12 protein-coding genes are annotated in these 13,815 nt (G+C 68.5%); 4 read left to right on the top strand and 8 right to left on the bottom strand.

All coding sequences use genetic code 11. The features are described from left to right. Positions 1-62: 62 nt before the first annotated feature. From N2M23_RS17640 to aceB, 7 genes are all read right to left on the bottom strand, one after another. Positions 63-1,394, bottom strand: coding sequence for an acyl-CoA dehydrogenase family protein (locus N2M23_RS17640; protein ID WP_265447300.1), 1,332 nt, complete (start codon positions 1,392-1,394; stop codon positions 63-65). 134 nt (positions 1,395-1,528) lie between these two features. Beyond that, a complete protein-coding gene (locus N2M23_RS17635) occupies positions 1,529-1,969 on the bottom strand; it encodes a type II toxin-antitoxin system PemK/MazF family toxin (protein ID WP_425270258.1) in 441 nt (146 codons plus the stop codon). Then, positions 1,956-2,723, bottom strand: a complete 768-nt coding sequence (locus N2M23_RS17630) for an IclR family transcriptional regulator (protein WP_265447299.1) — start codon at positions 2,721-2,723, stop codon at positions 1,956-1,958. The genes N2M23_RS17635 and N2M23_RS17630 overlap by 14 nt, the downstream gene beginning before the upstream one ends. Then, a complete protein-coding gene (locus tag N2M23_RS17625; protein WP_265447298.1) occupies positions 2,720-4,048 on the bottom strand; it encodes a (Fe-S)-binding protein in 1,329 nt (442 codons plus the stop codon). The genes N2M23_RS17630 and N2M23_RS17625 overlap by 4 nt, the downstream gene beginning before the upstream one ends. Beyond that, complete coding sequence (locus tag N2M23_RS17620) at positions 4,048-5,268, bottom strand: FAD-binding oxidoreductase (protein ID WP_265447297.1); 1,221 nt, start codon at positions 5,266-5,268, stop codon at positions 4,048-4,050. The genes N2M23_RS17625 and N2M23_RS17620 overlap by 1 nt, the downstream gene beginning before the upstream one ends. Further along, positions 5,269-6,738, bottom strand: a complete 1,470-nt coding sequence (locus N2M23_RS17615) for an FAD-linked oxidase C-terminal domain-containing protein (RefSeq protein WP_265447295.1) — start codon at positions 6,736-6,738, stop codon at positions 5,269-5,271. A gap of 5 nt (positions 6,739-6,743) precedes the next feature. Beyond that, positions 6,744-8,351, bottom strand: coding sequence for a malate synthase A (aceB, locus tag N2M23_RS17610; RefSeq protein WP_265447294.1), 1,608 nt, complete (start codon positions 8,349-8,351; stop codon positions 6,744-6,746). Positions 8,352-8,523: 172 nt separating this feature from the next. Here aceB and N2M23_RS17605 point away from each other — a divergent pair, with 172 nt between their 5' ends. Continuing rightward, positions 8,524-9,768, top strand: coding sequence for an MFS transporter (locus N2M23_RS17605; protein WP_265447292.1), 1,245 nt, complete (start codon positions 8,524-8,526; stop codon positions 9,766-9,768). Positions 9,769-9,859: 91 nt separating this feature from the next. Here the strand turns inward: N2M23_RS17605 and N2M23_RS17600 are convergent, their stop codons facing one another. Next, positions 9,860-10,498, bottom strand: coding sequence for a hypothetical protein (locus tag N2M23_RS17600; protein WP_265447290.1), 639 nt, complete (start codon positions 10,496-10,498; stop codon positions 9,860-9,862). Between the two features lie 187 nt (positions 10,499-10,685). Here N2M23_RS17600 and lepA point away from each other — a divergent pair, with 187 nt between their 5' ends. From lepA to N2M23_RS17585, 3 genes are all read left to right on the top strand, one after another. Then, positions 10,686-12,533: a translation elongation factor 4 gene (gene lepA / locus N2M23_RS17595; protein ID WP_265447289.1), complete on the top strand. Its 1,848-nt coding sequence runs from the start codon at positions 10,686-10,688 to the stop codon at positions 12,531-12,533. A 63-nt stretch (positions 12,534-12,596) separates the two neighbouring features. Continuing rightward, positions 12,597-13,304: a tRNA (guanosine(46)-N7)-methyltransferase TrmB gene (trmB, locus tag N2M23_RS17590; RefSeq protein ID WP_265447288.1), complete on the top strand. Its 708-nt coding sequence runs from the start codon at positions 12,597-12,599 to the stop codon at positions 13,302-13,304. A gap of 39 nt (positions 13,305-13,343) precedes the next feature. Then, positions 13,344-13,814: a hotdog fold domain-containing protein gene (locus N2M23_RS17585; protein WP_265447286.1), complete on the top strand. Its 471-nt coding sequence runs from the start codon at positions 13,344-13,346 to the stop codon at positions 13,812-13,814. Position 13,815: the final 1 nt, after the last annotated feature.

Raw genomic sequence — 13,815 nt, 5'->3', positions numbered from 1 at the left:
TCAAATCCTTTGTCACAAAAGCGTTTTCGGGAGGTATGACGGGAGCTGCGCAGGCCACGGGCCTAGACGAGCAGCACGCCTTCGAGCAGGCCCGCGCCGCGCAGGTCGCGATACCAGCGCTCGTTGTCGAACTCCTTGACGAAGCCGTGGCCGCCCAGCAGCTGCACGCCGTCAGAGCCGATCTGCGCGCAGTGCTTGGCGGTGAGCGCCCGGGCGTGCGCGATCTGTGCCGACGCGTCACCGTCGCGGTCGAGACGGGCGGCGGCGCGCCATACGACCAGGCGAAGGCCTTCCAGCTCGATCGCGATGTTGGCGACGGTGAAGGCGACCGCCTGGCGGTAGGCGATCGGCTCGCCGAACGCCTTGCGCTCCTTGGTGTAGGTCTTGAGCTGGTCGAGAATCGCCTGCGACGTGCCGACCGCGGCGGCGGACCAGGCGAGCCGGCCACGAGCGACCGCGTCGGCGTGGTCGGCAGTGGTGCCGAGCAGGTTGGCCTTCGGCACCCGCACGTCGGCCAGGTGCAGCGCGCCGGTGTGCGCCGCCCGCACGCCCATTGCCGGGTCGTCGGTGGTGGTCAGACCCTCGGTGCCCGGGGGCACGATGACCAGGCGCGGCTCACCGTCGACGAGCGCGGAGACGATGTACAGGTCGGCCGAGTCGGCACCCGGCACCAGGGCCTTGTCGCCGTTGAGGACGAGCTGATCACCCTCGAGCTTGCCGGTCGTCCGCGGCTTGGCCGGGTCGAAGAGCGGCTGCGGCTCCATGATCGCGAGGGCGCCCGTGGCGGGACTCTTCTCGTCGGTGAACGCCGCGAGGTAGGTCGCCTGCTGGTCCGAATCACCATAGTTGACAAGGGCATTGGCAACGGCGGCGGACGACATGACCGCAACAGCAAGTCCCATGTCCCCGCGGGCAAGCTCCTCGATGACCAGCACCCCAGTCACGGCGGACGCCTCCTCGGCGACACCGCCGAGGTCGGTCGGCACGCCGAGCAGCGTCATACCCATCTGGGCGGCCTGATCGCGCACCTTGTCCGGCACGGCGCGGTCGGTGTCAGCCTGTGCGGCGGCGGGGCGCAGCACCTCGTCGGCGAGCTCGCGAGCCGCCTCGCGGATCATGTCCTGGTCGTCGTTCGGGGTGAGGTCGAACTCGATGCGCTTTTTGGCCGGGGCGGTGCGGGTGGGTGATCCGGAACCCGACTTCTTGGCGAAGGTGCGACCGGCGACGGTCTGTGCCTTGAAGCCCTGCCGGGCGCCGCGATAGAGCACCTTCTCGATCTTCGACCGCAGGGCCGGGTTCTTCATGGCCTCCAGGCCGCCGGCCCGCGTGATCAGCCGCATCCCGAAGGACTGACCGCGATCGGCCAGGGTCGGCTTTCCGTGCAGGTTGCTCATGTCTGCCTTTCGATCGGTTCCGGTGCCCGTGCGTGGCTCTCGCGCGCAGCGCCTGACCCGGATCTTCACCAGTTACGCGTACTTACGGTACCGGAAACAACGAGTATCGGGTACTTCCTCGGCAGAATTCTTCCTCAGGCCGATCCGTACGCCGCCCGTACCGCGCCGGCCACGATCTCGAAGCGGTCACGCGGCAGCACCGCGCCTTCCCGCCGAATGCCGGTCTCGGCCAGCCGGATTACCCGGTTGACCCGCACCTCGCTGGGCCGTCGGTCCGGATCCCAGTCACCGGTGCCGATGTCGCACCACAACCGGCCCGCGCGCCGCTCCTGCTCCTCGTCCCGGTCGTGGTCCTTGCTGGTGAGCATCAGCCCGAGCAGCCATTCGCCGTCCCGGCCGACCAACAGCACGGGGCGGTCCTTGCCCTTGGTGTGGTCCTCTTCGTAGGGCACCCAGCCCCAGACGATCTCGCCAGGGTCCGGGCGGCCGTCCGGTTTCGGTGCGTAGTCCAGCGGAGGCACGCCGGCGAAGTCGCCGGGGTAGGGCAACGCAGGGGACGCCTCAGAGGGAGCCATCGAGAGCCTTTCCGAGTTCGCGTGCGACAGCGGCGATTTCGGGGCCTGCGCGTTCGGCGCTGGCCCGGTTGAAGCGTTCGGTCGGGCCGGACACCGACAGGGCGGCGTAGGGCCACTGTGGGCCAGGGGCGACGGCGGCGACACATCGCACCCCGAGTTCCTGCTCCTCCTCGTCGATCGCGAAGCCCTTGGCGCGCACCGCGCTGAGTTCGGCGCTGAGATCGACGCGGTCGGTGATCGTATGGCGGGTGGCAGCACGCAGGTCGAGCCGGTCGATGAGCGCGGAGGCCTCGTTCGGGCCGAGCGCAGCCAGTGTCGCCTTGCCGACCGCGGTGCTGTGCATCGGGACCATCCGGCCAACCTCTGCAAAGATGCGCAGCGAGTGCGGTGACGGCGACTGTGCGACGTAAACCATCGAATTGCCGTGCTGCACAGCGACATTCGCCGACTCACCGAAGAGCGCGGTCAGACGCCGGGCAAACGGCAGCCCGATCGCGGCCACGCTCTGACGGCTGAGATCGGCAAGGCGCAGCGCCGACGGCCCGACGACATACTTGCGTTCGTCGTCTTGCACGACGTAGCCGCGCTCGGTGAGCGTGGCCAGGATCCGGTGCACGGTGCCGACCGGCAACCCGGTCGCGCCGGCGAGTTCGCTGACGCCGCGCGGACGCCCCTGGCCCAGGGCCTCGACCAGGTCCAGCGCCCGGTCGATGGCCTGCACGCCGGGTCTGCGGGACTGCGCCTGATCGGTCATCGAGTGTCCAGAAGAGTGTCGACCGGTAGGCCGCGGATCGAGGCGTCGAGCACGGTCGCGGTGTGCGCCATGGGGATCGGCTTGCCGAGTCGCTCCAGCGCGGTCGCGATCTGCATCAGGCAGCCGGGGTTGGCGGTGACGATCAGATCGGCGCCGGTGGAGATGATGTCGCGCGCCTTCTTCTCCCCGAGCTCCGCGGCCGGCTCAGGGTTGAGGATGTTGTAGATGCCCGCCGAGCCGCAGCAGATCGCGGCGTCCGGGATCTCGACGAGGCGCAGTCCGGGGATCTCCCGCAGCAGCGCACGGGGCTGGTCCCGCACTCCCTGGGCGTGGCCGAGGTGGCATGCATCGTGATAGGCGACGGTGATCGGCAGCGGATGCCGCTCGGCGACCGCGCCGAGGCGGGTCAGCACCTCGCTCAGGTCCTGCACCCGGGAGCCGAATGTCTGGGCGGATTGGGTTGTCGTCGCATCGGATTCGCCCTCGAAGAGGAAGCCGTAGTCCTTCATCGCGCTGCCGCAGCCGGCCGCGTTGGTGACCACCGTCGTCGCGTCCCCCAACCCGGCGAAGGAAGCCATCGTCGCCCGCGCGAACCGCTGCGCCTCCGGCTCACGTCCGGAGTGACTGGACAGCGCACCGCAGCATCCCTGGTCCTGCGGTATGACGACCCGGCACCCCTCGGCGGCGAGCACCCGGGCGGTTGCCGCGTTCACCTGCGAGAAGAACACGTCCTGCACGCAGCCGGTGAGCATCGCGACCACCTCGCGCTCACCGCCCACTGCGGGAACCTCCGCCGGCAGCGCCTCCGCAGGGCCGAGGCTCGGCGTCAGTCGCTCCATGGCGGCGAGTCCGGGCAGAAAGCGCTCCAGCAAGCCGGTGCTGCGCAGACGCCGGTCGAGGCCGAGACGCTGCGCCATACGCAATGGAGCGCGGAGGCGGCGCAATCGGTCCGGGTAGGGGAATAGTTTGAAAATCGTTTCGCGCAGCGCCTTTTCGGCCCTTGAGCGTGGATGATTGCGCTCCACCTGAGCCCGGGTCTGCTCCAGCAGGCGGTCATACTGCACACCGCTCGGACAGGCCGTCACGCACGCCATACAGCCCAGGCAGGCGTCGAAGTGACCGACCATTTCCGGGGTCATCGCAGTGCCCTCGTTGCCCGCCTGCATCAGGTGGATGCGTCCCCGAGGCGAGTCCATCTCCTCGCCCCAGAGCAGGTAGGTCGGGCAGGTCGGCAGGCAGAAGCCGCAGTGCACGCAGTCCGAGATCAGCTCCGGTGACGGCGGATTGTGCGCGTCGAAGGCGCCGTCCTTCGCGACGTCGGTCATCAGATGCCTCCCACGAATCGACCCGGTGCGAGCAGCCGGGCAGGGTCGAACTGTTCCTTGAGCCGTCGCATGATCGCCGTCGCGGGGACCGGGCCCCAGACATCGACCGCCCCGCGCAGCTCGCGGGGAGCATCGAGCACGACGACGGAGCCGCCGTGGTCGGCGGCGAGCGCGCGCAGCGAAGTCAACGCATCGGCAAGGTCGGCGGGTCCGGCGGCGGACGGTGCGGCCGCGTAGAGCACACCTGTGCCGGCCGAACCTCGCACGTGCAGACCGAGATTGGTCGCCGCGGCAGTCAAGGTGGCGACCGCGCCGAGGCGGCAGGTGATCTTCAGGCCGCTCTGCGTGCCGTCCGTCGAGAAGGGGTACCGCCACGGCCAGTCGAGGTCGTCCCGCAGCTCCGCGTGGTCCGCGATCTCGGCGCGGGCCGCGGCCAGCCGACCCGGCACTCCCGCGACGGTGCCTTCGATGAGCGTGCCTATCGTGACGGATTCGCCTGGGGGAGCATCGATCTCGAGGGCTGCGGGCGCGAGCTGAGTGCGGCACAAACGCTCCAGCATCGGCTCGAGTTGGTCAGGGGCAACCTGCACCGTGGCCCAGCCGGAGGCGGCGGGCGTGGGGTGCAGGCGGAAGGTCGCCTCGGTTACCACCGCGAGCGTGCCGAACGAGCCGGTCATCAGCTTGCACAGGTCGTAGCCGGCGACATTTTTGACGACCTTGCCACCGGAGTGCGCGATCGTGCCGTCGGCCAGCACGATCGTGACGCCGATCAGCAGATCCCGCGCGGTGCCCGTGTGCAACCGGCGAGGACCACTGGCATTGCTGGCAATCAGGCCGCCGAGTGTCGTCCCCGCGACCGGCTCGTCGACCCCGAGACGCTGTCCGCTGGACCGCAAGTGCTCCTGGAGGTCGGCGAGCGGCATACCGGCCTCGGCGCGCACGATGAGGTCACCCGGCTGGTGTTCCAGGAGCTGCTGCATGCCGCCGAGGTCGAGCAGTAGGTCTAGCTCCGGTGCGGGCGCGCCCCAGCGCAGCTTCGTGCCGTTGCCGCGCACGACGGTGACCGCCCCCGCAGCGTGGGCGGCGCGCATCGTCGCCGCGACCTGCTCGGTGGAGGCCGGTCTGGCGACCAGGCGCGGGACACGGCCGTCCACGGCGTCGTCGGAGGTGCCGGCGCGCACGTCGATGTCGTGCGACCGCAGGTCCTCGAGCAGGTCCACTCAGAACACCTCGCCCAGGCCGGCCTGTTGGGCCGGGTGCGCGGCCTTGCGTTTTCCGGGCACTTCGCCGCACAACCGGGGCGTCGGGAAAACCTTGCCAGGGTTGGAGATTCCCTGTGGGTCGAATGCACAGCGCACCAGTTGCATGGTGTCCAGATCGTCGTCGGTGAACATCTTCGGCATGTGCTTGGCCTTGTCGGAGCCGACGCCGTGCTCGCCGGTGATCGAGCCGCCGTGCGCCAGGCAGAGGTCGAGGATCGCCCCCGAGGCGTCTTCCGCGGCGTCGCCCTGACCGGGGACCTTCTCGTCGAAGAGCACGAGCGGATGCAGGTTGCCGTCGCCGGCGTGGAAGACGTTGGCGACCCGCACACCGCGCTCGGCGGCCAGCTCGTCCATCTGCCGGAGCACCTCCGGCAGCGCGGTGCGGGGGATAACGCCGTCCTGCACGATGTAGTCCGGACTGATGCGCCCGACGGCGGCGAAGGCCGACTTGCGGCCGCGCCAGATTGCTTGCCGCTCAGCGTCATCGGCGGCGACCCGGATCTCGAAGGCGCCGGCCTCCTGGCAATGGTGCTCTGCCGCGGCGAGCTCGGCCTCCACCTCGTGTTCGGGCCCGTCGAGTTCGACGACCAGCACCCCGCCCGCGCCGGGCGGGTAGTTGCAGGAGACGGCCGCCTCGGCCGCCTCGATCGCGAGCGCGTCCATCATCTCGATCGCAGCGGGCACGATGCCGGCCCCGATGATCGCCGACACCGCCGCGCCTGCCGCGTTGCAGTCGGCGAAGCCGGCGAGGAAGGTCTGCACGCTCTGCGGATTGCGCAGCAACCGCACGGTGACCTCGGTCGCGATGCCCAGCGTGCCCTCGGACCCGACGAACGCGCCGAGCACGTCGTAACCGGGCGCGTCCGGAGCGGTGGTGCCCAGCGTGGTCCGCTCGCCGTCGGGGGTGACCACGTCTGCGGCCAGCACATGGGTCGCGGTGAAGCCGTATTTCAGGCAGTGTGCGCCGCCGGAATTCTCCGCGACGTTGCCGCCGATCGTGCAAATCTGCTGGCTCGACGGATCGGGCGCGAAGTAGTAGCCGTCCGGCCGAGTCCGCCCGGACACGGCCAGATTGATCACTCCGGGGTCGACGACCGCACGCTGATCTCGCGGTGACACCTCACGGATCTCGCGGAAGCCGCTCATCACGATGAGCACGCCGTCGGCGTGCGGGAGGGCGCCTCCGGACAGGCCCGTGCCCGAGCCGCGCGCGACGAACGGCACGTCCTGCTCGACGCAGGCGCGGACCGCCAGTTGCACGTCGTCCGCGCTGCCCGCCAGCACCACGAGCGCCGGGCTGACGCGGTAGTGCAGCAGCCCGTCGCAGTCGTAGGTCGCCAGCCTCGTCGGGTCGTCGATGACGGCGTCAGCCGGCAGCGCCGACCGAAGCCGCGCTGCGACGGCCGTGATCGGCGCTGCCTGCGTCATACGCCTCAGGCCATCCGCTCGTAGGCCGGCAGCGTCAGGAACGGCGCGTAGTCGTCGGCCACCGCAACCTCCAGGAAGGTTGCCTTCGCGTCGTCGTAATCGCTTGCCTCACCAGGCAATTCGGCAATGACCTCGTCGACGAGCTTGAGCACCATGTCCTTGGTGACGGTCTCTCCGGTGTCGGCGAGCTTGACCTCGTTCTTGATCTGCTGCCAGATCTGGGAGCGGCTGATCTCGGCGGTCGCAGCGTCCTCCATCAGGTTGTGGATCCCGACGGCGCCTCGACCGGTGAGCCAGGTGCGCAGGTACTGCAGCGCGACGTCGATGTTGCTGCGCAGCCCGGCGGAGGTGACCTCGCCCGGTGTCGACTTCACGTCGAGCAATTGCGCCGCCTCGACCGAGACATCCTCCCGCTGCTTGTCCTCGATCTGGTTGGGCTTGCCGCCGAGGATCTCGTTGAAGACGTTGAAGCAGGTCTCGACCATCGCCGGGTGCGCGACCCACGAACCGTCGAATCCGTCTGTCGCTTCACGGGTTTTGTCGTCGGTGACCTTCTCGTAGGCCGCGGTGTTGACCGACTCGTCCTTGCTCGGGATGAACGCCGCCATCCCGCCGATCGCGGATGCGCCGCGCTTGTGGCAGGTGCGCACCAGCAGCTCGGTGTAGGCGCGCATGAACGGCACGGTCATCGTCACCGTGTTGCGGTCCGGGACGATGTAGTCGGCGCCGCGGGTGCGGTAGGTCTTGATCACCGAGAAGAGGTAGTCCCAGCGGCCGGCGTTGAGGCCGGAGGAGTGGTCGCGCAGCTCGTAGAGGATCTCCTCCATCTCGAACGCGGCCGGCAGCGTCTCGATCAGGCAGGTCGCCCGGATCGTGCCCTGCGGGATGCCGAGGGCGTCCTGGGCGATGACGAACGCGTCGTTCCAGAGCCGGGCTTCCTTGTGGCTCTCCATCTTGGGCAGGTAGAAGTACGGGCCCTTCCCGCGGTCGAGCTGCTTCTGGGCGTTGGCCACGAAGTAGAGCGCGAAGTCGACCAGCGAGCCGGAGGTCTCCTCCCCGTCGACCAGGATGTGCTTCTCCGGCAGGTGCCAGCCGCGCGGCCGGACGATGATCGTGGGCTGCTTGTCCGCCTCGACGAGCTTGTACTCCTTGCCCTCCGGGCTGGTGAAGTCGATCGTGCCGTCGAGCGCGTCCTTCAGGTTGAGCGGGCCTTCGACGACGTTCTCCCACATCGGGGTGTTGGCGTCCTCCTGGTCGGCCAGCCACGCCTTCGCGCCGGAGTTGAGCGCGTTGATCGTCATCTTGCGGTCGGTGGGCCCGGTCATCTCGACACGGCGGTCCTCCAAGCCCGGTGCCAGCGGGGCGACCTTCCAGCTCGGGTCCTCCCGCACCGACGCGGTCTCCTCGAGGAAGCCCAGGTCCTCGCCCGCGGCGACCTTGGCGACCCGCTCCTCGCGAGCCTTGAGCGCTTCCAGTCGGCGCCCGTTGAGCTCACGGTGCAGCTTCGCGATCAGCTCCAGCGCCTGCGGGCTGAGGATCTCGGCATAGCGCTCCTTCACCGGGCCGGTGACCTCCACGCCTTCGGGCAGTTCCAAACCGGTCGTGTCTGACATGCGCACCTCCGTGCTGTGGGGCATCGTTTTCATGATGCGGAAAGACTGGCTCGCTCCGTGGAAAACAATAACGGCTCCGTCCATCTCGCCTCGACCCGGGTATGGCGTGAATCCGCTCACGTCCGGTCGTTCTGACTCGCCAGTAACGGACCGGCGCCGGAACACTGGATCGGTGACCGAACAAACCGCTTTGCACGACATCTGCGACGACGAGGTCGCCGACCGTGCTCCTCGTGCTCCGCGAGGCACTCACCTCGGCCTTGCGCTGTTTGCACTCGCGCTGGGCGGGTTTGCAATTGGCACAACGGAGTTCGTCACTATGGGACTCCTTCCGCAGATCGCGGACGGCGTCGGCATCAGCATCCCCACGGCCGGCCATGTCGTCTCGGCATACGCCCTCGGTGTCGTCGTCGGAGCGCCGACCATCGCCACGCTTGCCGCGCGTGCCCCGCGCAAGCGGGTGCTGATCTGGCTGATGGTCGCCTTCGCGGCCGGCAACGTCGGCTCCGCGCTCGCTCCGAACTACCTCACGCTGATGGTGGCCCGCTTCGTCAGTGGCCTGCCGCACGGCGCGTTCTTCGGCATCGGGTCGGTGGTGGCGGCCTCGCTGGTCAGTCGGGAACGACGGACGTGGGCGGTGTCGATGATGATCGCCGGGCTCACCGTCGCCAACATCGTCGGTGTGCCGCTCGCGACGCTGCTCGGCCAGAACCTCGGCTGGGAGTGGCCCTATGCGTTCGTCGGGTTGCTCGCACTGGTCACGATCGGCGCCGTATGGCTCTGGGTGCCTCGGCAACCGGCCGACGACGCGGCGTCCCCGCGCAAGGAGCTGCGCGCTCTGAAACGCCCTCAGGTGTGGCTCACCCTCGGCATCGGCACCGTCGGTTTCGGTGGCATGTTCGCGACGTTCTCTTACATCACCCCGACGATGACGGAGCTGGCCGGCTTCGCCGATGGCGCGGTGCCGGTCCTGCTCGTCGTCTACGGCGTCGGTATGACGGCGGGCGCGGTCCTCGCCGGACGAGTCGCGGCGCTCGGCATGCTCCGCGGGATGTTCGGCTCGCTGATCGCGATCGCCATACTGCTCACCCTCTTCGGCCCGATGGCGCACCAGAAGGTCACGGCGGTGATCGCGGTGTTCCTGCTCGGGTTGCTGCCGTCCTTGCTGGTGCCGATGCTGCAGACCCGCCTGATGGACGTGGCGCACGAGGGTCAGTCGCTCGCCGCTGCGCTCAACCACTCGACCTTGAATATCGCCAACGCCCTTGGTGCCTGGCTCGGCAGCGTGGTGCTATCGCACGGGCTGGGTTATGAATGGCCGAGCCGGCTGGGCGCCTTCCTCGCGATTGGCGGCGTCGGGATCACCTTCGTCTCAGCGATGTTGGCTCGGCGTACCGCCTCCGCGGTGGCGGCCTGAACGCGACGATCCGCCCCGGCGCGCTGCCGGAACGGATCGTCGGTGGGCTCGTCGACTCGAGGCTTGAGCCCGCGCCGGAGCTTGGGTCAGGTCAGGGCAGGACCGGGACGAACGTCGCGGTCACGGTGTTGCCCGGGCCTGCGGTCAGGCCGTTGATCACCGGGGTCATCAGCCCGCAGTTGGCGAAGTTCGGCAGCGTGTAGGTGCCGTTGACGGTGATCGGACCCAGTGGATTGGCGGCGTCACCGCTCAGCTTCATCGTCGCCGTCGACGCGGTGCGGCAGGTGCTCGGCACCAGGTTGACGAAGCTCAGGATGACCGGGTTGACCTTGGTGATGCGCACGTTGAAGTTCTGCGTCACGTCCAGCTTGCCGCCCGCGAGCGTGCCGGTCGCGGGGCCGGTGGGCTCGATCTGCAGCGTCGCGGTCGCGAGGCCGCGGAGGGTGAACATGCCTGGGATGACCGGGATGTCGACCTTCATCGTGCCCGTGCCGAGCTTGAGGTCGGCGGACACGTTGCCCTCGGTCTTGCCGAGGTCGATCTTGGCGGCCTGGGTGCCGGTGAAGGTGATGTCCTTGTTCGGTTTGGCAACGTGGGTGGTGACGGTGGCGGTCTGGTCGATGTTGACGAACGGGTCCGCGGAGGCGCCGGGAGCGGCCGCGAGGGTGATCGAGGCGGCCGTGGCGACGGATCCGGCGGCGACGACGGCGCGGCGGGCGGTGAGCTGCATGGGGCGATCCTTTGTGGGAGGAGAAACCTACGTGACGGTAACAATAATGTGATCGACGTCACCCCCGCTACCGGAAAGTAGGTTCCTGTCCGGGAGCTGCACCGATTCGGGGCGATCGCGCGCCTCGTGGGAGACTGGAGAGTCACCACGCAAGCCCGGCAACACCCGAGGTAGTCACTTGTCTCCCATGGCCCGCAACGCGCTGCAACCTGCCGCGACGCCGCCGGACCTGATCCGCAACTTCTGCATCATCGCGCACATCGACCACGGCAAGTCGACGTTGGCCGACCGCATGCTGCAGATCACCGGCGTCGTCGATGAGCGGGCGATGCGCGCGCAGTATCTCGATCGCATGGACATCGAGCGGGAGCGTGGCATCACGATCAAGAGCCAGGCGGTGCGGATGCCGTGGCAGCTTGAGGAGCAGACCTTCTGCCTGAACATGATCGACACGCCGGGGCACGTCGACTTCACCTACGAGGTGTCGCGCTCGCTGGCGGCGTGCGAGGGCGCGGTGCTGCTGGTCGACGCCGCGCAGGGCATCGAGGCGCAGACGCTCGCCAATCTCTATCTGGCGATGGAGAACGACCTGACGATCATTCCGGTGCTCAACAAGATCGACCTGCCGGCCGCGCAGCCGGAGCGGTATGCCGAGGAGCTCGCCGGCCTGATCGGCTGCGACCCGGGCGACGTGCTCAAGGTCTCCGGCAAGACCGGCGTCGGCGTCGAGGAGCTGCTCGACGAGATCGTGCGGCAGTTCCCGTCGCCCGTCGGCGACGCCGACGCCCCCGCGCGGGCGATGATCTTCGACTCGGTCTACGACACCTACCGCGGCGTGGTCACCTACGTGCGTGTCGTCGACGGCGAGCTCAAGCCGCGCGAGCGCATCGAGATGATGTCCACTCGCGCCACTCACGAACTGCTCGAAATCGGTGTGATCTCACCGGAACCGGTGCCCGCGAAGGGTCTGGGCGTCGGAGAGGTCGGCTACCTCATCACCGGGGTGAAGGACGTCCGCCAGTCTCGCGTCGGTGACACCGTCACCGCTGCCCGCGACGGGGCGACCGAACCGCTCGGGGGTTACCAGGATCCGAAGCCGATGGTGTTCTCCGGCCTCTACCCGATCGACGGCTCCGACTACCCGATCCTGCGTGACGCGCTCGACAAGCTGAAGCTCAACGACGCCGCGCTGGTCTACGAGCCGGAGACCTCCGCCGCGCTCGGCTTCGGCTTCCGGGTCGGCTTCCTCGGGATGCTGCACCTGGAGATCGTGCGCGAGCGGCTGGAGCGGGAGTTCGACCTCGACCTGATCTCCACGCTGCCGAGCGTGGTCTACGAGGTGACCCTCGACGACGAACGCACGGTGACCGTCACCAACCCCAGTGAGTTTCCCGAGGGCAAGGTCGCCTCGATCACCGAACCCGTCGTGCGCGCAACGATTCTCGCGCCGAGTGAGTTCATCGGCTCGATCATGGAGCTGTGCCAGTCGAGGCGCGGCAACCTGCTCGGCATGGACTACCTCTCGCCCGAGCGGGTCGAGATGCGCTACACCCTGCCGCTCGCCGAGATCGTCTTCGACTTCTTCGACGCGCTGAAGTCCAAGACCCGCGGATATGCCTCTCTCGACTACGAACCCGACGGTGAGCAGACCGCGGATCTGGTCAAGGTCGACGTGCTGCTGCAAGGTGACAAGGTCGACGCGTTCTCCACCATCGTGCACCGGGACAAGGCCTACGCCTACGGCGTGATGATGGCCGGCAAGCTCAAGGACCTCATCCCGCGGCAGCAGTTCGAGGTGCCGATCCAGGCCGCCATCGGCTCGCGGGTGATCGCCCGCGAGACCATTCGCGCCATCCGGAAGGACGTGCTCGCCAAGTGCTACGGCGGTGACATCAGCCGCAAGCGCAAGCTGCTGGAGAAGCAGAAGGAGGGCAAGAAGCGGATGAAGATGGTCGGGTCGGTCGAGGTGCCGCAGGAGGCCTTCATCGCCGCGTTGTCCCAGGACGGCAGCGCTGTCGAGAAGGCGAAGAAGTAGGTGTCCGAGGCGTTTTCGGGTCCGGCGGCGCGCACGCGGTCGTTCACCCGCCGTGGTGGGCGCATGCCTCCCCGACATCATCGCGCGCTCGCCGAGCACGGCTCGTCATACCTGATCGACGTGCCGATGCTGGGGGAGGGCACGCTGGTCGACCCGGCCTACCGGCTCGACGCGGCGGAGGTGTTCGGCAGGTCGGCGCCGCTGGTCGTCGAGATCGGCTCGGGCGGGGGTGACTGCGTCGTACACGCGGCGCAGGAGCATCCGGAGCTTGACTTCCTCGCCGTCGAGGTATGGCGCCCCGGGGTCGCGCAGACGATCGCCAAGGCGGTGCACGAGGACGTGCGCAACATCCGGCTCATGTGCGCCGATGCTGCTCAGGCCTTGCCGGCGATGCTCGGCGACGGCAGCGTGCGCGAGTTGTGGACGTTCTTCCCCGACCCGTGGCCGAAGACCAAGCACCACAAGCGCCGACTCGTGCAACCGGAATTCGCCGACAAGGTAGCGAATCTGCTGAAACCTCAAGGTGTTTGGCGACTTGCGACGGACTGGGCCGATTACGCCTGGCAGATCCGAGACGTCGTCGAGGAGTGCCCGGCGTTGCGCAATCCACATGCCGGCCGGCTGGCCGATCCCGGCGACCCGGCGGTCGATCCGCGCGGGGACCACGGTGGCTTCGCACCCCGCTTCGACGGCCGGGTGCTCACGCGTTTCGAGCGCAAGGGTTTGCGGGTGGGGCGCGTGGTGCGCGATGTCGAGGCAATTGCGCGCTGAGGCTCGCGCTGAGTGGTTACTCATGAGTAACATTCCGGCATGACTTCGACATACCAGCTCTACCAGCGCCTGTCGGCCCGCCCGCTCGGCAAGCAGCTCTTCGGGATCGGCTTCATGCTGCGCGCGCCCTACTTCTCGACGGTGCAGCCGCAGGTGCTCGAGATGGCGCCGAACCGCGCGGTGGTCCGGATCCGTAAGTGGTGGGGCGTGCACAACCACATCGGCACGATTCATGCGATCGCGGTTGCCAACGGCATGGAGGCCGCGATGGGGCTACTCGCCGAAGCGACCGTGAAGCCGGGAACGCGCTGGATTCCCAAGGGAATCGAGCTGGAATACCTCACCAAGGTGACCAGCGCCGTCGAGTGCATCGCCGAGACCGATCCGGCCGACTGGGACCAGGAACGGCCGCACGAGGTGAAGGTGCGGCTCACCGGCCGGCTGGGCGACGGGACCGAGGTCGTCACCGGACACATCCCGGTCTGGGTGACCGACAACCCGAAGCGTTGAC

It is taken from the genome of Flexivirga meconopsidis, assembly GCF_026162425.1.
Classification (GTDB): Bacteria; Actinomycetota; Actinomycetes; order Actinomycetales; family Dermatophilaceae; genus Flexivirga; species Flexivirga meconopsidis.
This window is presented reverse-complemented; position numbering and strand designations above follow the sequence as displayed.